This window comes from Lapidilactobacillus achengensis (assembly GCF_003946655.1).
Taxonomy (GTDB): domain Bacteria; phylum Bacillota; class Bacilli; order Lactobacillales; family Lactobacillaceae; genus Lapidilactobacillus; species Lapidilactobacillus achengensis.
The window spans coordinates 194238-214641 of record NZ_RHOV01000002.1 but is presented as its reverse complement, the minus strand read 5'-3'; the positions used below and the strand labels follow the sequence as shown (position 1 = coordinate 214641).

The window sequence follows — 20404 nt, the reverse complement described above, 5'->3', positions numbered from 1 at the left end:
AGCTTTTTTTTGCGGTCAGTTGTCAGGTTTGCCCCCATCATCAATTTGTTGCATAAAATGAGAGCTGTTTCGCCAACGTCTTGACGGTTCATTTGCCCTGTCAGCGGGGCGGCTTTCACCTACACCAATCCGGGCTCTAGTCGTGATATGGCTAGTGAATAAACTAGCAAAGATGTTATCAAAAAGAAATTTAATCAGTGACAGATCCATGTTATACTGAATGAATGTAATGATTACTATGTGGAGGAATTCGCTTTTGAAGAAGAATTGGACGATTTATCTGACTGGATTTGCTGCGCTTTTGGCAGTCCAAATGTTACCGACGGGACAATCCACGGCCGCAACAAGCACTAATTCGGGTAGTGGTGTCGTTGCATTAAATAGCAACGCGTTGAGTTCCGGCGTGTTGACGAAAACCGCCAAAGACTTGCCAACAACGCAAACGTCAACGGGGCGGGCGATGAATAATGTGATCATCAACGGCAATTACACCATGCCGAAGATCACGATCGAGTCGCATTCAGTTTTCCCTAAGAATGATTATTCAACGTCAACAGGGAAACCTAACGGGGTCGTGGTTCATTGGACCGCCAATGAAAATAACTTTAGTGCTCGGCGCGAAGCTGACTATATGGTGAGCATGATCGATACCAACTATGTGTTCGTGCACACCTTTATTGACTCCAGCATGATTTTGAACATTGCGCCGACAGATTATCTTTGCTGGGGTGCTGGTGGGGTCGGCAATGCGCGCTTTGCCCAATTTGAAATGGTGACAGCCAACAATGAAGCTGACTTCATCAAGACCACCAGCTATTCTGCTTGGTACACCGCATATTTACTACATCAATATGGCTTGAAACCATCATTAGCCCGGGTCAGTGGTAATAGTGGGACAATTTGGGGACATGGTGATGTAACCAATATGCTTGGCGGGACGAACCATAGTGACCCTGACGAATATTTATCGCGTTGGGGCTACAGCATGCCTGACTTTTTGGCGTTAGTTGAATATTACTATGGCTACGATTTTGCACAACAAGAGAAGTATGAAACCACGGGGACGATCAATGCCCAGAACAATGAGTATGTCTATGATTACGGTCCTAATGGTACCTACAAGTCGCGCTACAATTCCCGACTGTCCAGCTACAATGGCAAAACCGTTACGATCGATCAACGGCTGATTGCCAAAGATGGTAGGATCTGGTATCGTTATTCGACCGATGGCACGAATTTCTTCTACGCGCTGGCTAGCGGGTTCAAGAATGATGATACCCTTGTTCGAAATATTGTTTCGACGAAGAGCGTTAGCCAAACCGGGACAGTTGCCACAACTAGTGCTGCCTCCGGTATTTATGATATTGGACCGGCCAACACGACTGGCAGCCGCTACAATAGTAAGCTGCAAGGCTATGATGGCAAGTCTGTTCAAATCGACCAGGCGTTGACCTTGGATAATGGCGATGTTTGGTACCATTATTCAACCAATGGCAAGTATTGGTTCTATGCGAAGAGCACCGATTTTGCCGGGGTCAAGGATGCTGACAGCGATGACAAGCCTGCAACGGCCAATGTCACCATCAAAAAGACCGATAAATTCAGCGCGACGATGCGGATCAAAGCTGTTTCCGGTGATAATGCCTACGATTATGCGCCAGCGGGTGTTGCCAAAGCGCATAAGAACGCGGCCCTGACTGCTTTTGAAGGCAAGAGTGCGACCATCGACCAGAAACTGACGTTATCCAATGGTGAAGTTTGGTACCATTACTCTGTGAATGGCAAATACTGGTTCTATGGGAATTCTCGTAGTTTCAGCGATGTTGTTCTAACAAGCACCACGAAGAAGCTTGGCACACCAGTTGCCCTCACGATTCAGGCAATCAACTCGGCTTACGCTTACGATTTCGGCCCTGCTGGGACAGCCAAGTATCGTCGCAATGCTGCGTTGAGCCACTTCAATGGGAAGACTGCATACGTTGACCAAGAAATCACACTATCCAATGGTGAAGCTTGGGTCCGCTATTCCCTAGATAAGAAGTATTACTTCTTTGCTAAGGCCGAGAACTTTAAGACGTTGCCAACGATCAAATCGACTACCTCAGCGAACTTATCGAAGTCGATTCAAGCCGATAATGGCGAGGTCATTTATGACAATGCACCAGGCGGTACCGCTAAAGCGCGGAAGAATTCTAACTTAAAGGCATTCAATGGTAAAACTGCTAAAATCAACCAAGTCGTCGAATTATCCAATGGTGAGGTTTGGTATCACTATTCGGTCAATAACAAGTACTGGTTCTATGCCTTAGCAACTGGTTTCACGGGCACTTCGATCTCTGATTCGAAGAACGTCCGGTTGACCATGCAGATCACCGCAGTCAGTGGCGATTACGCTTATGACTACAAACCGGCCGGCGTTGCTGGTAACCATAAGAATTCCGCCTTATCCTCATACAACAACAAGATGGCCACTGTGAACCAACAGTTGACCTTGGCTAATGGGGAAACATGGTACCATTACTCACTTGATGGCAAGTACTGGTTCTACGCCAATGCCCGGAACTTTATCGCTGCCCATGTTTCCGCAGAGAACAATTACGCGGGGATGGACGTCAGCAAACTTTCCGCGGCACAACGTTCATTCCTGGCGCAGGTCAGTAATGAAGCCATTACCGTCGCCGCTAAACGTGGGTTGTATCCATCTGTGATCGTGGCCCAAGCCGCCATCGAAACAGGCTGGGGCACCAGCGTCTTGGCACAAAAGGCCAATAACTACTTTGGCATCAAGGCTGACAAGAATTGGACCGGCGCGATTTTCAACGCGAAGACGCAAGAAGAAGTCGATGGTGAGATGACTGATACCACCGCGAACTTCCGCAAGTACAACAGCTTAAGCGAATCAGTTGCAGACTATGGTGAGAAAATCGCCAACAGTTCATACTATACTGGCACTTTCCGGATCAATGCCGCTGATGGGATTGCGGCAGCCGAAGGGTTGACCAAGTGGGCAACTGCTTCCAAGTATGTTACCAGTGTTCAAGATACAATCAGAACTTACGATTTAACCGTACTGGACAAATTCTAGTTCGGGTCATGCAAAAAGCAGCTAACGTGGATTACCATTCAGGCTAGCTGCTTTTTTGTATCGACCAAGAACGAGTAGTTCCTGTTTTTTGTTTTTTGCTTGATTGCAGGTGTGGTTGGGTGTGGCGCGTAAGCGCAACCGGCTGGGACTGCTGTTGCGGACTGGAACGTGGTGGGCATCGTTTTGAGCCAATCCGCAAGACCGGCGGCTTGTCTCAAAATCGAGCCTTGTCCTAAGCGGCAAAGCCGCCAAGGACAATTTCACCACTGAAACGTGTTCGCCGACCTAGCTTCTTCCGCTTAGCTACGCAACTATTCCGGAGGCACAAACCGGCCTCCAAAATAGTTGCTAGGCTAATGCTCAGAAGCTGACCAGGTCGGCTCTCACTCTGGATAGAGCCGCGCAGTCCCAGCCGGTTGCTAGGCAGAATTGAGCCTATCTGCAATCGAGTCGATGAATCTGACGAAGTGCTTTTGCAAGCGAGCGGTCAACCAATCGCCCTTTTGTGGTGGTACGACAATGTCAACGGATGCGGATCAGTAGGTTGGTACAGTTTGCTTTGGTTGAACATCTTTACCTGCTCACTCAACAATCTTTGGTTGAAAACCGACCGATTCAGTTGCTTCACTGAGAACTTGCCCCAGTTCATCAGACCGGCTGTACTGGTGTCACCAACTTAAAGCTGGTAACCACTAACCACGGCCGTCAATTGCGTGGTTCCCAATCAATTGACAATAGCGGCTGGAGCGGAGAAATTCGGGGTGAGATCGCCGTGAAATTGGTCTTAGTGGCTCTGCCACTTAGACCAAGGCCTGATTTTGAGACAAGCCGCGCACTTTGCGGATTGGCTCAAAACAGCGCCCACAGCGAGCTCACCCCGAATTTTGCAGCGCAAGCCGCGGCCATCCTACTTTTGTTGGGTGGTACGGCAATACCAACGGATTTGGATTAGAAGGTCGGGACCATTTTGTGTAGGTCGAACATCTCTGCGTGTTTTCGTCATAATTCATGGATGGAAACCAACTGATTCGGCTGATCCATCCAGAACTTGACCCAGTTCATCAGACAGACTGCGCTGGTGTCGCCAATTCAAGGATTGTGACCACTAACCACAGCCGTCAACTGCGTGGTTCCCCATCAATTGACGATAGCTTATCAGAGCGGCTGGAGCGGAGAAATTCGGGGTGAGATCGCCGTGAAATTGGTCTTAGTGGCTCTGCCACTTAGACCAAGGCCTGATTTTGAGACAAGCCGCGCACTTTGCGGATTGGCTCAAAACAGCGCCCACAGCGAGCTCACCCCGAATTTCGCAGCGCAAGCCGCGGCCAATCTACTGTTATCTGGCGAGTGCCGCTCAGACGTGTTGCTGGAAATTATGATAACCCTGAAGAACCTGCTGAGCTTGCCGATCGAGGGAAAAATGCGCACTGGCATCTCGCCGCATTGCCGCCCCCATCGCCGCCAGCTCACCGTCAGCAAATTTCTGCGCCGCTAGTTGCAATTTGGCGCTGAACGCCGCCACATCACCCACCGGCACGATCCAACCAGTTTGTTCGGGGGTGACCATTTTGGTAACATCACCAACGGCGGTGGTTAGCACGGGCAAACAATGCTCGGCTGCCTCCAAAATGACCAAGGGAAAACTTTCTGATTGAGAGGAGAGCACAGCAAGATCCATGCGCTGGTATAGGTGATCCAGTTCTTGATGGTCGTAAAAACCGGTCAAGGTCACTTGCTGGCTCAATCCCAGGTCCTGGACTTGTTGCGTGATCGTGGCGCGCAATTCACCATCACCAACCACATAGAGATGGGCGTTCTCCAACTGGGCCGCCTTAAACGCGTTCAACAAGAGGGCATGGTCCTTGACCGGGGTTAGTCGGGCCACGTCGATCAAATTGAAGGTTTGATGGGGTTGGGGCGCGAAAGCAGTGGTCGGCCGGAAATCCAGACCATTGTAAATGGTTTGGATCCGCGTGGTGGGAACGCCGACGCGATCATGAATGATCTGAGTGAACCGATCAGAAACGGCGAAGATGCCTGGGGCCTTTTTCAAGGCGTGTAGGTTCAGCGTGGTGAACAATTTGCCGGCAAGACCGCGATTCATGAAATCCAGATAAGGGTCGCTGTGAACCGTGATCGTCCAAGTGATCTGCGCACGCTTAAGTCGCTTGGCCAGTAGTGAGGCGTACAAATTCGCTCGCGGGCCATGGGTATGAACGATGGTGTAGCCACCCTGCTGGATTGCCTGGTACAGGCGATTTTTCAAGTGTAGATCGACACGCCCGGTGCTGGCCAAGGACTGAACGGGAATGTTGGCTTGGCGGGCTGCTGCCGCCACCGGACCGTCACTGAAAACCAGCAGGTCTGCTTGGTAGCCCAGCGACCGTAGTTTGGTCAGCAGGAGAATGATATGGGTCAAACCACCGCCATCTTCTAGACCGGCGTTGACAAACAGAATCTTTGGTTTCGTTGTCATGACAAAACAACCTCTTTTCTAAAAAATAAGACCGATCAAGCTTGATCGGTCTCAACAATTCTTGATTCTCATTAAAATCAGGTCAGGGGGCCAAAGGATTTGACCATTTTCTTGACGCGCAAGGAGTGTTGCGCATATTGGCGGATCTCCGAGTCGGTTAGATAATACCAAGCCACTTGACTCAAGTGCACCGGATTGGCGCGAGGTAAACGTTGCAGTGTCTGGCTCAATCGTTGCGTCCGTTGGCGGAAGCGGTCCTTGAGCTGCTGGTCGTCCAAATGGTGCGCTTGATAATAGGCATCTAAGGCAGCCCGATCGAACGGTTGTTGGAACTGCCGGGGATCCCGGCGATAGCGTTGCCGGAGAAACTGACTGGTTAGGAAAATTTTGTAGAAATCTCCTTGAGTCATGCTATTGGGACGAATCCGATAGTGGAGCACGTTCTGATTCAAAGCCCCCAGGCGATAGCCGTGGCTTAAGAAACGCAACCACAATTCGTAATCTTCCGAAGTGGGAATATTCTGGTAGCCCCCCACCGCAAGATAACTGGCTCGTTTCATCAGGACCGCTGGGTGGATCAAGGTTGAGGCCAAGGGCAGAAGTTGCGCTTGTTGCGCCGCAGTTGCGGGGATCGGGGCGTGTTGACCGATTACTTGATCTGTTTCATCGATCAACGCGGCGTTTCCCGAGAGCACATCCAAGTCCTGGGCTTGGATCGCCTGAAGCTGGGTCGCCAAACGGTCGGGCAGGGCAATGTCATCGGCGTCCATGCGCGCGATCCAAGTCCCTTGTGCCTGTGCGCAGCCTCTTTGCAGGCTCGGCGCCAGCCCTAAATTATGAGGGTTGATCAATAAACGAAGCCGCGGTTCTGCTTGTTGCGTGGTCACCAGCAGCTGTTTCAAGGTCGTGTTGGTCGGATTATCCAGAATCACGATCAGTTCGAAATCTGCGAAAGTTTGTTGGCGAATCGAATCAAGAGCCGCTTGTAATTCGCGGGGCTGTTCATTGTAAACAGCCATGACAACGCTAATTTGTGGCATAGTTGATCACCTTTGGCTTGGGGCGCTTGATGCGATTGAAGAGTAACCCCACCAAGAAGGATAGAATAATCGTGGCGGTCAAATAATCCATCACATACCCTGAAACAAGCGAGGCACCAAGGCACAGGGCGATGCTCAAGACCAGACTGGTATTGAACAAGGTGACGGTGCGCTTGAAGTGGAACAGCATGTAAATGATCGCGTAAAGGAGACAGCCAACGTATGGGACAACCAGAAGCAACATTCCCAAGATACCCAATGAATAGAAATGGGAGACGAAATCGGTCTCGATCAGCCCCAGGTTGCTCAAACGGGTATAACCAAAGCCCAGCCACTTGTCCTTAGGATTATTGTTGATGGCACTGACATGCGCCCAGATCGACTTGTGCAACAGCCGATAGTTCATCTGTTGACTGATCGGCCAACTGAAAACATCCAACCAGAAATCCGGATCATTTTTGACCGGATAGTATTTGAAAACAAAGTCTGAAGTGACCGCCAAACTATCTTTGTGCTTGGTGATAAAGGCAACTTTTTCTTTCTTCGAGGCGGTTTCTAAGCGCTTCAGTTCTTTCTTCCAGTTGATTTTCTTCTCTTTCTTCTGTTCCTTGCGTTGCTCGACCACTTCTTCTTCGGAGAATTGGCGGTTGACTCCTGGCGCAAATTGGCGCAGGCCTAGGCTGCCCACTAAGAAGATGCCCAAGACCATGAGGACTTTCCAATTGAAGCTCAATTCGTGTTTGGCCAGCGCGAAGAATAAATACAAGCCCAGATAGATGAAAACCGTGGCTAAAGCGCCATAAGCTGCGACTTTTGTGCCAATCTCGAAACAGGCCAAGATCTGGATGGTCACCAAAATAATGTTCTTGGCGTTCAGTTTCTTGACCAAGTAGTAGCAGATCAGCGGCGTCAACATGGCCAGAACTACCCCAGTTGTATTGGCATGATTAAAGAAGCCTTTCGAAGCTAGGCCATAGTAAGTGCCCGCGCTTTGATTGGGCACAAACCACATGAAAATATTCCCGGTGATCCGTTGGTGGGCGTATTGTTGGATCAGATTTCCTTTGCCCCATTGATGCAGGTAAGAACCCAAACTGATGACCAGCAAGTTGGTCACCACGATCGAGCCGGCCACCAAACCGACCAGCCAGTCGACAACCCGTTCGATTTGGGGGTTGGAGAAAGTGGTTTGTTCGGTCACGATGATCAAGAAAATAGGAATGACCATCCGGACAAGATAGAAGAGCTCGCCCATCGTGGAATAAGAGAAATTGGTGGGCGAGTAGGACGTGAATTTACTAGCGTTCATTTGATGAAAGACGAAGTAAACAATCAGTAAAACGCCGTAACCAGCCAAAAAGAGATTGGTCTTCTTGTTCGAACTGGCAATCAAATATAAGATCCCGATCGCGGCGATGAACAACAAACGAATGATCGTCGCCGGGGACATCCCTAAGAAATCGGCGATCGGTGGTTGATAGAGCCAGAAAATATCTAGAAATGGCTGTAAGATGACAAAGAGTAAGATACTTTTCTTTAAATATGTTTTAAATTTCGAATCCAAACGTGGAACCTCCAACGCTAATTAAGGAAAGGACCCAAGCGGTCTTGCCCGTTATTTTGATTGTATCTTGCCCTATTTAGTTACGTTCAAGTTATGCTAAAATAGTAGGTACATGGTTGCCCATAATAGTACCGGCAACCAACAATCAGTTCTAAGTATAGTATATCAAAATAACATCCGCAATATAATGATTCGTTAAATCGAAGGCAAGGGGAAACAGATGGAACCAGATAATCACCAAGCGTTGATCGCCATGTGTCATGATTTAAAGGAAATACTCGAGGCGGCGAAAATCCCGTTTTTCTTGATCGGAGGTTCGGCGATTGGGGCGGTGCGGCATCAAGGGATGATCCCGTGGGATGATGATATCGATGTGGGCATCAAACGGGAACAGATCCCCGCCTTTGTCGCAGCGTTCGCGGCGTCGCCCTTGGCACAGCCCTATCATTTGGTCATTCCAGGTCAAGAACCTAACTATTACTTTCCTACCTATAAGATGTTGGATCAGCGCGGCCCCTTAGCAGATCTCGTGGACGCTGGGACCGGCTTGCGCGGCGCTTTTATCGACATTTTCCCGCTGGATAAGACGTTTGCTTGGAAACCGCTGCGGCGGGTCCATCAGTTGCAAGTCCGCTTGGATCAAGTTGCGTTAGACATTGCTCGCGGTGATTCGGCGACTGGCAATCACTTGGGACCGTTCCGCCGCTGGTCTGTGCGCCAGGCTGCCCGGCACACGCCAACACAATTAGCGGCGCGTTATTGCCACGATATCGCGAAGTTTGCCGGGTTGCGTCACGGTTATTTATTTTATAACTTTGGCAGTCCCTACGCGTGGGATCGGGAGATGTATCGCCGCGATGAGGTTGCGGCGGCGGTGCCGGCTGTTTTTGAACAGGAAGACTTTCCGATTGCCCAAGGCTACGACGCGATCCTCACGCGGATGTACGGGGATTACATGACGCCACCGCCAGCCTCCGCGCGCCAACCTAAGCACATTCAATCATAGGCACAGGAGGAATCAAACGTGCGCAAAACTTTTGTTAACATTGTTTATAACGGGTTGTACCAGCTGCTGATCTTAGTGCTACCGCTGTTCTCCGTGCCGTATTTGGCGCGGACCCTGAGTCAGAAATCCTTGGGGATCAACGCATACGTCAATTCGATTCCGGTATTCCTCAGTGTGATCATTCTGTTTGGGATGAACCAATATGGCGCCAAAGTGATCGCCCAGACCGAAGAGAAGGACTTACCGCAACGGTTTGCCCGGTTGTGGCAAATCCAATTGATGGTGGGGTTAGCCACTATCCTGGTTTACTTGGTTGCCGTGTTCTTTTTCTTAGATTATAAGTTCTTCTTTTTGCTGGAAATCCCCTTTCTGATTGGCTATGTGCTGGATATTTCTTGGTTTTACATCGGTTTAGGTCAAATCAAAACCGTGGTCACCCGAAATTCGATCATTAAATTAGCGATTTTCGCCAGCATTTTTATTTTTGTTCATAGCACAGATGATCTATGGAAATACTTGTTGATCAATTCCATCACTTATTTGGCCAATATCGTCTTCTGGTTTGGCATGCGCAAGCAATTGGGCCGCAAGTTGACCAAAGTCGATTTCGGCTTCCAACGCCAGTACTTTTTCGATGCGCTGAAGATTGTCTTGCCGTCGATCGCGGTCCAATTTTACGTTAGTTTCGATCAAACGATTATGAAGTGGTTGACTAGCAGCACTCAGCTGGCCTTCTATTCCCAGTCGCAACAGCTTTCCCGGGCGATCATCACCATGGTCGGCTCGATCAGCACGATTCTGATGCCCAAGATGGCGCAAATGTTACTCCAGAAGAACGGTCAACAACAGGTCGTCAAGCTGCTGAAAACGGTACTGGATTATACCCTGGTCATCAGCTTGTATTTCACCATCATGTTTATGATCAATGCCAATAAATTCGTTGTTTGGTATTGGGGAAGTAAGTACGAACCTATGGGCCCCGTGATGTTGATCACCAGCCTGATCATTGTCCTCGTCAGTTACGGCGGTGTTTACGCCAACCAGTACACCTTGTCCCGCGGACTTTATCGCGAGTTCTCGATTCCTTATTATGCCGGCGCGATTTTCTCCGTGACGCTGAATCTCCTGTTGGTCCCCAATCTAAAAGCAATCGGTGGGGCGCTGACAATCGTGGCCACCGAGGGCTTGGTCTGTTTCTTGCGCATCTGGCTGATTCGGCGGGAGCTCCCTTTGCGTCAAGTTTTCCAAAACCAATGGCGCCCCTTGTTGGCGGCCGGGGTGACGCTGGCGCTGGGTCTGCTCGTGCCGATCAATTGGGGCTCGCTATTTGTTAACTTGGTGTTACAAACGATCATGGGCAGTCTTATTTATCTGATTCTGTTGATCGTTTTGAAAGATCAGATGATCAAAGACCTGACTGGCCGCGTCCAACAGTTCGTGGCGAAGCGGCGCGCGCGTTGATTCAGTGTAAATGGAGGATGAAAAAGTGACAAAAGTCGATGTCTTAGGGGTTGGATTTGATAACTATACCCAAACTGAATTTATGGCGCTCTTTGCCCAACGTCTGGCCCAGCAACAAGGAACTTTCGTGGTGACAGCCAACCCGGAAATTGTCATGGCCGCGCGCGACGATGCTGAGTTTCAAGGCTATTTAGCGCAGGCTGACTTCATTACCGCCGACGGGATCGGTGTGGTCAAAGGCGCCCAGATCCTGGGAACACCGTTGAAAGAACGGGTCACGGGGTTTGATTTATTTATGGCCCTGCTAACGTTAGCTAACCAGCAACATTACCGTGTCTATTTGATTGGCGCGCAGGCAGACGTGATCCAACAAGCCCAAAAGCGTTTGCGAGCTGATTTCCCCAACATTGAGCTGGTTGGGTGCCGCAATGGTTACTTCACCGACACTGCCGCCGTTCAAGCCGACATTATCGCCGCCGCACCACAAATGGTCTTCGCCGGCCTCGGTGCCAAAAAACAAGAACGATTTCTCGTTGAATTGAAGCAAAGTTTACCAGCTGCCTATTTGATGGGCATTGGAGGGAGCTTTGATGTCTTCTCCGGCAAGAGCAAGCGAGCGCCTCAGTGGATGCAAAATTTACATTTGGAATGGTTCTACCGTTTATTGAAAGAACCTTCGCGCTGGCGCCGGATGCTGGTCTTGCCGAAGTTCTTGCGCGTCGTCAAACGGGTTGCCCGTGAGCAGCGCTGATTTTGTTGGTTGCTGGGCATCGGTTTGAATTGCTTGGAAATGATTGGTTCCTATTTTTGAACCTGTATTTGATTGCAGGTGTGGGTGGGTGTTGCGCGTAAGCGCAACCGGCTGGGACTGCTGTTGCGGACTGGAACGTGGTGGGCATCGTTTGAAGCCAATTCCAAAAGCGGGAATTGTCTTCAAATCGAGCCTTGTCCTAAGCGGCAAAGCCGCCAAGGACAATTTCACCACTGAGCCGCGCAGTCCCAGCCGGTTGCTGAACAGAATCGAGCTTATCTGCAATTGAAGCTAAGGATTCGACGAAGTACTTTTGCGAGCCAGAGGTCAACCAATCGCCGTTTTTGAGGTGGTACAGCAATGCCAACGGATTTGGATTAGGAGGTTGGGATATTTTGCTTTGGTTGGACGTCTTTATCTACTTACTAGACAATCCTTGGTTGAAAACCGACCGATTCGGCTGATTCATCAAGACCTTGCCGCTGTTCATCAGGTAGACTGTCCTGGTGTCACCAATTCAAAACTGGCAACCACTAACCACGGTCGTCAATTGCGTGGTTCCACATCAACTGGCGATAGCTTGCCAGATGGCGTGAGTGCTCAAACGGCTGTTAAAACGTTAAGCGGCTGGAGCGGAGAAATTCGGGGTGAGATCGCCGTGTCGTTATTCTTAGCGGCTTTGCCGCTTAGAATAAGGCTCAGCTTTGAGATTCGCGCACTTTGCGAAGCTCAAAGTGACGCCCACAGCGAGCTCACCCCGAATTTCGCAGCGCAAGCTGCGGCCAACATACTTTCATCTGGCCAGTGCCGTGTAGCGCAAGCCGCGGTCAGGATTAAAACGCCGGGCCAAGCAACTGCGGAAAGTGATTAAAAGTCCATTTGTACTTAAATGTGGTATCATTAGACCCATAAACAATTTTCGAGGTGCAGAAATGCAAAAAACATATCCTGATGATAGCTTAATGCTCCATACCGATTTCTACGAAATCAACATGATGTATTCATATTGGAAGAAGGGCATCCACAAGCGCCACGCCGTCTTCGAAGGCTATTTCCGCAAAATTCCGTTTGAAAATGGTTACGCGATTTTCGCTGGACTAGAGCGCATGGTTCGCTACTTACAAGGCTTCCGTTTTTCAGAAACGGACTTGGACTATTTGCGTGAGCAAACGAATTTTCCTGAAGAATACTTGGCATATTTGAAAGACATGAAGTTTGAATGCACGATTCGCTCCGCTCAGGAAGGCGATTTGGTTTTCAATGAAGAACCGGTGATTCAGGTGGAAGGACCTTTGGATCAGTGCCAATTGGTGGAAACCGCGTTGTTGAACATCATCAACTTCCAGATTTTGGTCGCGACTAAAGCGGCCCGAGTCAAGTCGGCGGCCAATGGCGATCCGGTGATGGAATTTGGGACGCGGCGGGCGCAAGAATTGGATGCGGCCTTGTGGGGCACGCGGGCGGCCTATATCGGTGGTTTTGACGCGACCAGCAATGTTCGCGCCGGGAAAATTTTCGGGATCCCGATCAGCGGAACGCACGCGCATTCATTGGTTCAGGTCTATCAAAACGATTATCAAGCTTTCAAAACTTACGCTGAAACGCATCATGATTGCGTCTTTCTGGTGGATACTTACGACACCTTGAAATCCGGTGTCCCCAGCGCGATTCGGGTCGCGAAAGAAATGGGCGATCAAATCAACTTTTTAGGCGTACGGATCGATTCGGGGGATATGGCTTATATTTCCAAGCGGGTGCGCCAACAATTGGACGCGGCCGGTTTCACCGCGGCGAAGATTTACGCCTCCAACGACTTAGATGAGAAAACCATTCAGAACTTGAAAATGCAAGGGGCCAAGATCGACGTTTGGGGCGTGGGGACCAAAGTGATCACCGCTTTTGATCAGCCAGCGTTAGGCGCGGTTTACAAGTTGGTTTCCATCGAGGATACGCAAGGCAAAATGGTCGATACGATCAAGTTGTCCAGCAACGCCGAGAAGGTCAGCACTCCAGGCAAGAAGCAGGTTTGGCGGATCACGAACCGGCAAAAGCACGACAAGTCCGAGGGTGACTACATTACGTTGTGGGATGAAAGTCCATTGGCTCATGAAGAATTATTCATGTTCCATCCGAAATATACCTACATCAACAAAACGATCGCCGATTTTGACGCGGTGCCGATTTTGAAAGATATTTTCGTGGACGGTCATTTGGTTTACGATCTGCCTAGCTTGGAGACAATCAAGGCGCGGACGGGCAAGAACCTGGATTCCTTGTGGGAAGAATATAAGCGGGATCTGAACCCGCAGGAATATCCAGTCGACTTATCCCAGAAGCTTTACGATCATAAAATGAACCACATCGAACGGATGCGGCAAATGGTCAAGAATTTGAATCCGCAAGGTGACCAGAAGCATCTGTAAGCCAGTCGTTTGGCCGAGTCAGATCCGGAGATTTCGTTCGCCGATTTGATTTCGTTCGACTAGGTAAAGGAGCACAAGCAGCTTAAGTTAGAAAGGGAGTGGGCGTATGCGGCCCCTACAAAAGAAAATTATCGCGATCGAGCGGACGCAACCTGAAATCGATCCAGCGGTTGAAATTCGCCGTTCCGTTGAGTTTTTGAAAGATTACTTGCGCGAACAGCCTTTCTTAAAGAGTTATGTTTTAGGTATTTCGGGTGGCCAAGATTCCACCTTGGCCGGTAAGTTGGCTCAAATCGCGATCACTGAATTGCGTGAAGAAACTGGGGATGCGGCTTATCAATTCTACGCGGTGCGTTTACCGTTTGGCGTGCAGGCCGACGAAAGTGACGCGATGGCGGCGATCGAGTGGATGCAGGCGGATCAGGTCATGCGGATCGATATTCAACCGGCGACCGAGGCGATGCTGGTTGAATTAACCACGGCGGGCCAAACGATTTCTGATTTCAACAAGGGTAATATCAAGGCGCGGCAACGGATGTTGGCGCAATACGCCATCGCCGGCGCCCATGCTGGTGTTGTTGTTGGCACCGATCACGCCGCGGAAAACATTACCGGCTTCTATACCAAATTTGGTGATGGTGGCGCCGATGTTACGCCGTTATATCGGTTAAATAAGCGGCAGGGCAAGCAAATGTTGGCGTATTTGGATGCGCCGCGCCATCTGTATGAGAAAATCCCCACCGCCGATTTGGAAGAGAACCGGCCGGCTTTACCTGATGAGGTGGCCTTGGGCGTGACCTATGATCAGATCGATGATTATCTTGAAGGTCGGGAAGTGCCAGTGGCCGCCGCCGAGAAAATCGAGCAGTGGTTCTTGAAAACCCAGCACAAGCGGCATTTACCGGTCACCGTTTTTGATGATTTTTGGCGTCATTCTGAAGCTTGAAGTTTTTGCGGGTCATTATTTTCTGACGGGAAAATAATGGCCTTTTTTTCGTGCTTGATTGCAGGTTTGGTGGGGTTTGGGTGGTGACGCAACCGCCTCAGGACGTTTGTCGTGGCTGGAAACGTGCTCACCGACCCAGCTTCTGAGCATTAGCCTAGCAACTATTTTGGAGGCTGGGCTTTGCCTCCGGAATAGTTGCGTAGCTAAGCGGAAGAAGCTAGATTGGCGAACACGTTTAGCGGTTTACCGCTTAGACCAAGGCTCAGCTTTGAGATTCGCGGGTTTTGCGAAGATCAAAGTGACGCCCCCAGCGAGCTCACCCCGAATTTCGCAGCGCAAGCCGCAGGCAGGCTACTTCCTTTTGGGTGCGCTTACTGGATTTTTAAAGCTAATCTAGGTATAATAATGTTGATTAAAAAAGCGACGGCCATTCACTGAATACATACTGTCCAATAAGCGACAACAGGCGGTTTCGGGGGAAACAACTTGTGTATTTGCGCTTAAAGTGACGTCTGAGATTTATCCAGTAGTTGATGATTGGCAAAATTATTGGGAATTTTGCGCCAATGGGGGAATCATCATGAAAAGATTAAAAGAGCAACAGGACACACCATCAGTGACAGCACATTTAGTTCAGGCTGGATTAGTGATGACAGTGGGTCTATTTTTGTACGCGCCGAATGTGTTGGTGAAAGCGGCAGCGAATGTGGAAACGACCGAGGCAAGTAGCCTTAACACTAAATCAACAGCGGCTTCGAGCCAGTTAGGAACAACGGTACGCAAAACCAGCACCACCACTGCCACGGAAAACGGCAACACAGAGCCTGGTGAAACCGGAAATTCAAGTGATGTGGCTAAGGATTCTGGATCGACAACTGAACCCGAACCTACAATCGCTGCTGGGCCGACTAACTCTGAGCAGTCGGCCAATTCGGACCAAACGACCAATTCAGATCAAACAAACAAATCTGATTCAGCAGATCCTGACTCAACTGACTCGACTGATGCAGGGCCGACCACGACTGAAACGCCTGCCCAAGACGCGGAGGTGGTTCAGTTTGGCGATGAGAATCTGAGCAATTATTTGAAGACCAAGGTTTTCGGAATCCCGCAAGCGGACCCGATCACCCTGGCGACGATCAAGCAGTATTTGGGCGGGAAATTGACGATTAAGCCTCAAGACGATACTGGTAAGAGGTTCGCGCTGACAAGCTTGCAGGGACTGGAGGCGTTCCAGTATTTACCGGAGCAAGTTAAACTGGAACTCAATCTTGATTTATCTATTCCTACGTCTGGCGAGTTCAGTTTTGACCCGTTGAAGACTTTGCGGCCAGCGGAGCTTGCACTGAATACACCAATGTGGGGAAAGGTGAACGATGAGTCCTTGTCAGAATTGAAGAATATCAGCGTGGAGCGTCTTAATTATCTCGCGTTGAGTGGCTTTCAACTCGATCGTTCAGGGGAGTTATATCAAGCAAATACACACGGCTTAACCAATCGACAATTAGGACTCCTAGCAACTTGGATCAAAGACTTTGCTGAGAATCACGTGTATTCGACATCGTACAAATCACTCGATTTACAGAATAATTGCCTGAGTGATTTTAGTTCGTTGGGCATCATTGACCCCAGTCAAATTGCCGAGGGAAATCATTTCTGGATCAAGGGCCTAGCGCAGTGCTATCTGAATCGAGAAAAAAAGCTGAATTTTGTCATTGGTCAACCCGGAGAATTTGATATGGATGACCTTATCGGAATTGACGGTAAGCCAATGAATTTGAAAGCAGATTCAAGTGGTAATCCAGTTGTTCCCGGCGCAGTTGGGAATGAATCGGTTGACATTTTTAGTTACAATACCACAAATGGCGAATCGACCGCGTTAGAGCATCTTGGACCAGCCTCATCCTTACGCTATCGGATTTCTGCTGCAAACCTACTTCCTAACTCGAAAATGTTTATGTACTATCAGAAGGGAATTTATGGGGCTTGGTTTAATAGCATTGTTTATCCTGGTTATTACAACAACAAAATCGAAATCGAATATGACGCGGCCGTTTACTATAGCAATGTCAATTGGCAAGAGCACCCGCAAGTTACCGTCAATTTCGTCGATGAGGCCGGCAAAGTGATCCACGGCCAAATGACATTAGGGAACACGGATACGGCAATTGGAGCGGAATATGATGCGACGCCTCTGCAGGCGACTCAGATCGAAGGCTATACCTTTAAGAAGGTTAGCGCCGGCGCGTTAATGGGGACCTTCCAGCAAGATCCGCAAACTTTGACATTAGTCTATCAGGCAGATTCCGACCCAACGCCAGATCCAAAACCGAATCCCGACCCAACGCCAGATCCGGATCCAACACCGAATCCAGATCCAACACCAGATCCGGATCCGACACCTGACCCAGATCCAACGCCGAATCCAGATCCAACGCCAGATCCGGATCCGACACCTGACCCTGACCCAACGCCAGACCCTGACCCGACCCGGCCGACGTTGCCAATCACAGGTCAGGAAACTGCTGACCCCACCAATCAAAATCAACTGACGCCGGTTTTGCCGCAAACCAATGAGGCCAAGTCCGGGTTGAGTATGCTGGGCACGGTCTTGGCTGGGTTGTCGCTGATGGTTTTAGGCGCAGTTTGGTTAAAGAAACATTAAGGCTAGGTACTGTGGCCGGCGGGCGAATTCGGCGTGTTCCTCAGTAATACGATCTGAAAAAATTAGGTGCAATTAAGAAATATTAGTTTTTCGTGGTTTTACTTTGCTTTACGCGGCTATTTCTGGTATAATGACTTTGAAAACAAGGGAGTAACTGGCAGCGACTTCGCTGCGACAAAACCATCAACAAGACATAAGTTCTGGTTTTGTCTTAATTAGTGAGACTTGTGCGTGTATTTAGCGTACAGGTCTCTTTTTATTCCTGAGTGAAAGAGGAGGAATTATTGTTGACAGAGACAAGCAAGGCATCGTCCAAACGGTTTTATGCCCTGAAGAAATCCGACTTGCTGGCCGCGCTCAAAACCAGTGAACAGGGTCTCAGCGCTGACCAAGCCCAACAACGGTTAGCGGAGAATGGGCCAAACGCTTTGGCGCAGGGGAAGAAACGGACCTTGTTCCAACGTTTCTTTGATCAGTTCAAAGATTTCATGATTTTGGTTTTATTAGTCGCAGCTTTGATTTCCGGGGTGGTCGCGCAAGAATGGGCTGACGCTGGTTTGATTTTGGCCGTGGTGATCGTGAACGCGATCTTCGGGGTCTTCCAAGAATCGAAGGCGGAAGAAGCCATTGATGCTTTGCGGGAAATGTCCACGCCGGAAGCGCATGTGCGGCGCGGCGGTCAAGTTGAGACGATCAGCAGCGAGAAATTAGTCGTTGGTGATGTGGTCTTGCTGGAAGCCGGCGATATTGTCCCTGCTGATGTGCGCTTGATCGATTCGGCCTCGATGAAAATCGAAGAAGCGGCGTTGACCGGTGAATCGGTGCCAGTGGAGAAAGAAGCGGGCGTGTTACCCGATGAAGAAATCGCCATTGGTGACCGCAAAAACATGGCTTACATGAACAGTAACGTGACTTATGGTCGCGGGGTTGGGATCGTTGTTGGCGTCGGGATGGGGACTCAAGTGGGCCACATCGCCGGTATGATCAACCAAGCGGAAGAAACCAACACCCCGTTACAAGACAATTTGAACTCATTAGGTAAGACCTTGACTTGGTTGATTTTAGTGATTGCCGCGATTATTTTCGTCGTCGGGATCTTGAACAATCATGATGGCTTACCAATGAACGAATTGGTGATCAATATGCTGCTGGTGGCAATTTCACTGGCCGTGGCCGCGATTCCAGAAGGGTTGCCGGCGATCGTGACGATCATCTTGGCCTTGGGAACCACGCGGATGGCCAAACGCCAATCCTTGGTGCGGAATTTACCGGCCGTGGAAACGTTGGGTAGCACGGAAATCGTCGCTTCTGACAAAACCGGGACCTTGACGCAAAATAAGATGACCGTGGAGAAAGTCTACGAATACGGTCATTTACAAAATGCCGCGGATCCAATCACCGGCGCTGACATGGCATTGAAAGTCATGACTTTCAGCAACGATACGAAAGCGCAAGGTGATGGCAAATTAGTTGGTGATCCAACGGAAACCGCTTTGGTTCAATTTGGCTTGGATCATCACTATGACGTCACCAGCGAACTGCAAAAAGAACCCCGAGTGGCAGAAGTGCCATTCGATTCTGAACGGAAATTAATGTCCACCATCCATCAATTGGCCGACGGTAAGTTTTTCGTTGCGGTCAAGGGCGCACCTGATATGTTATTGAAACGGGTGACCCAGATCCAAACGTCACCAACGGAAGTTCGCGCTTTGACTGATGCGGACAAGCAAGAGATCTTGGCGCAAAACAAAGGGATGGCCACCAAGGCGTTGCGGGTTTTGGCGATGGCTTACAAGGTCATTACCACCGTTCCCGAAAAGCCTGATACTAATAATGTGGAACAAGATTTGATTTTCGCCGGCTTGGTTGGCATGATCGATCCTGAGCGGCCAGAAGCGGCTAAGGCTGTCGCTGACGCGAAGAAAGCCGGAATCCGGCCAATCATGATCACTGGTGACCACCAAGACACCGCGGAAGCAATTGCGGGACGCTTGGGCATCATCAAGCCTGGTGACGACAAAGCGGTCATTACCGGGGCGGAATTGGATCAATTAAGTGACGCCGATTTCGAAAAGAAAGTGAAACAATATTCCGTTTATGCCCGGGTCTCACCTGAACATAAGGTGCGGATCGTCAAGGCTTGGCAGGATCAAGGCAAGGTCGTGGCGATGACTGGTGACGGGGTTAACGACGCGCCAGCGCTGAAGTCAGCGGATATCGGGATCGGGATGGGGATCACGGGGACAGAAGTTTCCAAAGGTGCCTCTGACATGGTTCTGGCCGACGACAACTTCGCGACGATCATTGTGGCCGTCGAAGAGGGTCGTAAGGTCTTCGCCAATATTCAAAAATCGATCCAGTATTTGTTATCAGCCAACTTAGGTGAAGTCTTGACCCTGTTCATGATGACCTTGATGGGTTGGGATATTTTGCAGCCAGTCCAATTGTTGTGGATCAACTTAGCGACAGATACCTTCCCGGCGATCGCCTTAGGGGTAGAACCAACGGAACCTGGGATCATGGACCGGAAACCGCGCGGACGGAAATCTAATTTCCTTAGTGGCGGCGTGGGCTCCTCGATCATTTATCAAGGGATCCTGGAAGGCGCGCTGACCTTGGGTGTTTACGGCTTAGCGATTCTCTTCCCTGTGCACGCTTCAAATGACGCGATGCACGCGGACGCGCTGACCATGGCATACGCGACCTTAGCGCTGATCCAATTGTTCCACGCGTTCAACGTGAAGTCGATCCATCAATCGATCTTCAGCGTGCATCCATTTGCCAACCGGATGTTCAATATCGGTGTGGGAACTTCCTTCATCATGGTTGCTTTGACCATTGTGGTGCCGGGTTTCAACAGCCTCTTCCACGTCACTGAATTGAATCTATTGCAATGGAGCATGGTGCTTGGCGCCGGCGTCTTGATGGTGTTGATCGTCGAATTGGTCAAATTCTTCCAACGCCGCGCAGGCAAGGAATAACGACTG

15 protein-coding genes are annotated in these 20404 nt (G+C 49.8%); 11 read left to right on the top strand and 4 right to left on the bottom strand.

Annotation, left to right across the window (positions count from 1 at the left end; all coding sequences use genetic code 11):
* Nucleotides 1-256 precede the first annotated feature (256 nt).
* Entirely contained in the window at nt 257-3085 is a 2829-nt protein-coding gene (locus EKM94_RS02460; protein WP_164511069.1) for a GW dipeptide domain-containing protein, read from the top strand.
* Nucleotides 3086-3106: 21 nt separating this feature from the next.
* Here EKM94_RS02460 and EKM94_RS02455 read toward each other — a convergent pair whose 3' ends face one another.
* On the bottom strand, nt 3107-3349 hold the full coding sequence (locus EKM94_RS02455) for a hypothetical protein (protein WP_125596929.1): 243 nt from the start codon (nt 3347-3349) through the stop codon (nt 3107-3109).
* A 445-nt stretch (nt 3350-3794) separates the two neighbouring features.
* Between EKM94_RS02455 and EKM94_RS02450 the strand changes: the two genes are divergently transcribed.
* Nucleotides 3795-4037, top strand: coding sequence for a hypothetical protein (locus tag EKM94_RS02450; RefSeq protein WP_125596926.1), 243 nt, complete (start codon nt 3795-3797; stop codon nt 4035-4037).
* 402 nt (nt 4038-4439) lie between these two features.
* On the opposite strand, the gene EKM94_RS02445 is transcribed toward EKM94_RS02450, so the two are convergent.
* The 3 genes from EKM94_RS02445 to EKM94_RS02435 all read right to left on the bottom strand — a co-directional run bounded on the left by EKM94_RS02445 (nt 4440) and on the right by EKM94_RS02435 (nt 8165).
* Nucleotides 4440-5561 (bottom strand): glycosyltransferase family 4 protein, encoded by a 1122-nt coding sequence (locus tag EKM94_RS02445; RefSeq protein ID WP_125596923.1) that lies wholly within the window; start codon nt 5559-5561, stop codon nt 4440-4442.
* Nucleotides 5562-5638: 77 nt separating this feature from the next.
* On the bottom strand, nt 5639-6601 hold the full coding sequence (locus tag EKM94_RS02440) for a glycosyltransferase (RefSeq protein WP_125596920.1): 963 nt from the start codon (nt 6599-6601) through the stop codon (nt 5639-5641).
* The gene (locus tag EKM94_RS02435) at nt 6588-8165 is read right to left on the bottom strand and encodes an O-antigen ligase family protein (RefSeq protein ID WP_164511068.1); all 1578 of its coding nucleotides are present in this window, start codon (nt 8163-8165) and stop codon (nt 6588-6590) included. Before EKM94_RS02435 ends, EKM94_RS02440 begins: the two co-directional genes overlap by 14 nt.
* Nucleotides 8166-8385: 220 nt before the next feature.
* On the opposite strand from EKM94_RS02435, the gene EKM94_RS02430 reads away from it, so the two are divergent.
* The 9 genes from EKM94_RS02430 to EKM94_RS02395 all read left to right on the top strand — a co-directional run bounded on the left by EKM94_RS02430 (nt 8386) and on the right by EKM94_RS02395 (nt 20398).
* Nucleotides 8386-9171 (top strand): LicD family protein, encoded by a 786-nt coding sequence (locus EKM94_RS02430; protein ID WP_125596914.1) that lies wholly within the window; start codon nt 8386-8388, stop codon nt 9169-9171.
* Between the two features lie 18 nt (nt 9172-9189).
* On the top strand, nt 9190-10632 hold the full coding sequence (locus EKM94_RS02425) for an oligosaccharide flippase family protein (protein ID WP_125596911.1): 1443 nt from the start codon (nt 9190-9192) through the stop codon (nt 10630-10632).
* Nucleotides 10633-10657: 25 nt separating this feature from the next.
* Complete coding sequence (locus EKM94_RS02420) at nt 10658-11383, top strand: WecB/TagA/CpsF family glycosyltransferase (RefSeq protein WP_125596908.1); 726 nt, start codon at nt 10658-10660, stop codon at nt 11381-11383.
* A gap of 151 nt (nt 11384-11534) precedes the next feature.
* Nucleotides 11535-11672: a hypothetical protein gene (locus EKM94_RS12285; RefSeq protein ID WP_164511067.1), complete on the top strand. Its 138-nt coding sequence runs from the start codon at nt 11535-11537 to the stop codon at nt 11670-11672.
* A 111-nt stretch (nt 11673-11783) separates the two neighbouring features.
* A complete protein-coding gene (locus EKM94_RS02415) occupies nt 11784-12254 on the top strand; it encodes a hypothetical protein (protein ID WP_164511066.1) in 471 nt (156 codons plus the stop codon).
* 61 nt (nt 12255-12315) lie between these two features.
* Nucleotides 12316-13806 carry a nicotinate phosphoribosyltransferase gene (locus tag EKM94_RS02410; RefSeq protein WP_125596902.1) on the top strand — a complete coding sequence of 497 codons (1491 nt, stop codon included), beginning with the start codon at nt 12316-12318 and terminating at the stop codon, nt 13804-13806.
* Between the two features lie 106 nt (nt 13807-13912).
* On the top strand, nt 13913-14752 hold the full coding sequence (gene nadE / locus EKM94_RS02405; RefSeq protein ID WP_125596900.1) for an ammonia-dependent NAD(+) synthetase: 840 nt from the start codon (nt 13913-13915) through the stop codon (nt 14750-14752).
* Nucleotides 14753-15332: 580 nt separating this feature from the next.
* Nucleotides 15333-17417, top strand: a complete 2085-nt coding sequence (locus EKM94_RS02400) for a MucBP domain-containing protein (RefSeq protein ID WP_125596897.1) — start codon at nt 15333-15335, stop codon at nt 17415-17417.
* 284 nt (nt 17418-17701) lie between these two features.
* Nucleotides 17702-20398, top strand: a complete 2697-nt coding sequence (locus EKM94_RS02395; protein ID WP_379861023.1) for a calcium-translocating P-type ATPase, PMCA-type — start codon at nt 17702-17704, stop codon at nt 20396-20398.
* The last annotated feature ends 6 nt before the right edge of the window (nt 20399-20404 follow it).

Coding starts and splice junctions, on each gene's coding strand:
- nadE (WP_125596900.1), top strand. CDS start 13,913: ATGCGGCCCCTACAAAAGAAAATTATCGCGATCGAGCGGACGCAACCT.
- EKM94_RS02400 (WP_125596897.1), top strand. CDS start 15,333: ATGAAAAGATTAAAAGAGCAACAGGACACACCATCAGTGACAGCACAT.
- EKM94_RS02430 (WP_125596914.1), top strand. CDS start 8,386: ATGGAACCAGATAATCACCAAGCGTTGATCGCCATGTGTCATGATTTA.
- EKM94_RS02440 (WP_125596920.1), bottom strand. CDS start 6,601: ATGCCACAAATTAGCGTTGTCATGGCTGTTTACAATGAACAGCCCCGC.
- EKM94_RS02445 (WP_125596923.1), bottom strand. CDS start 5,561: ATGACAACGAAACCAAAGATTCTGTTTGTCAACGCCGGTCTAGAAGAT.
- EKM94_RS02410 (WP_125596902.1), top strand. CDS start 12,316: ATGCAAAAAACATATCCTGATGATAGCTTAATGCTCCATACCGATTTC.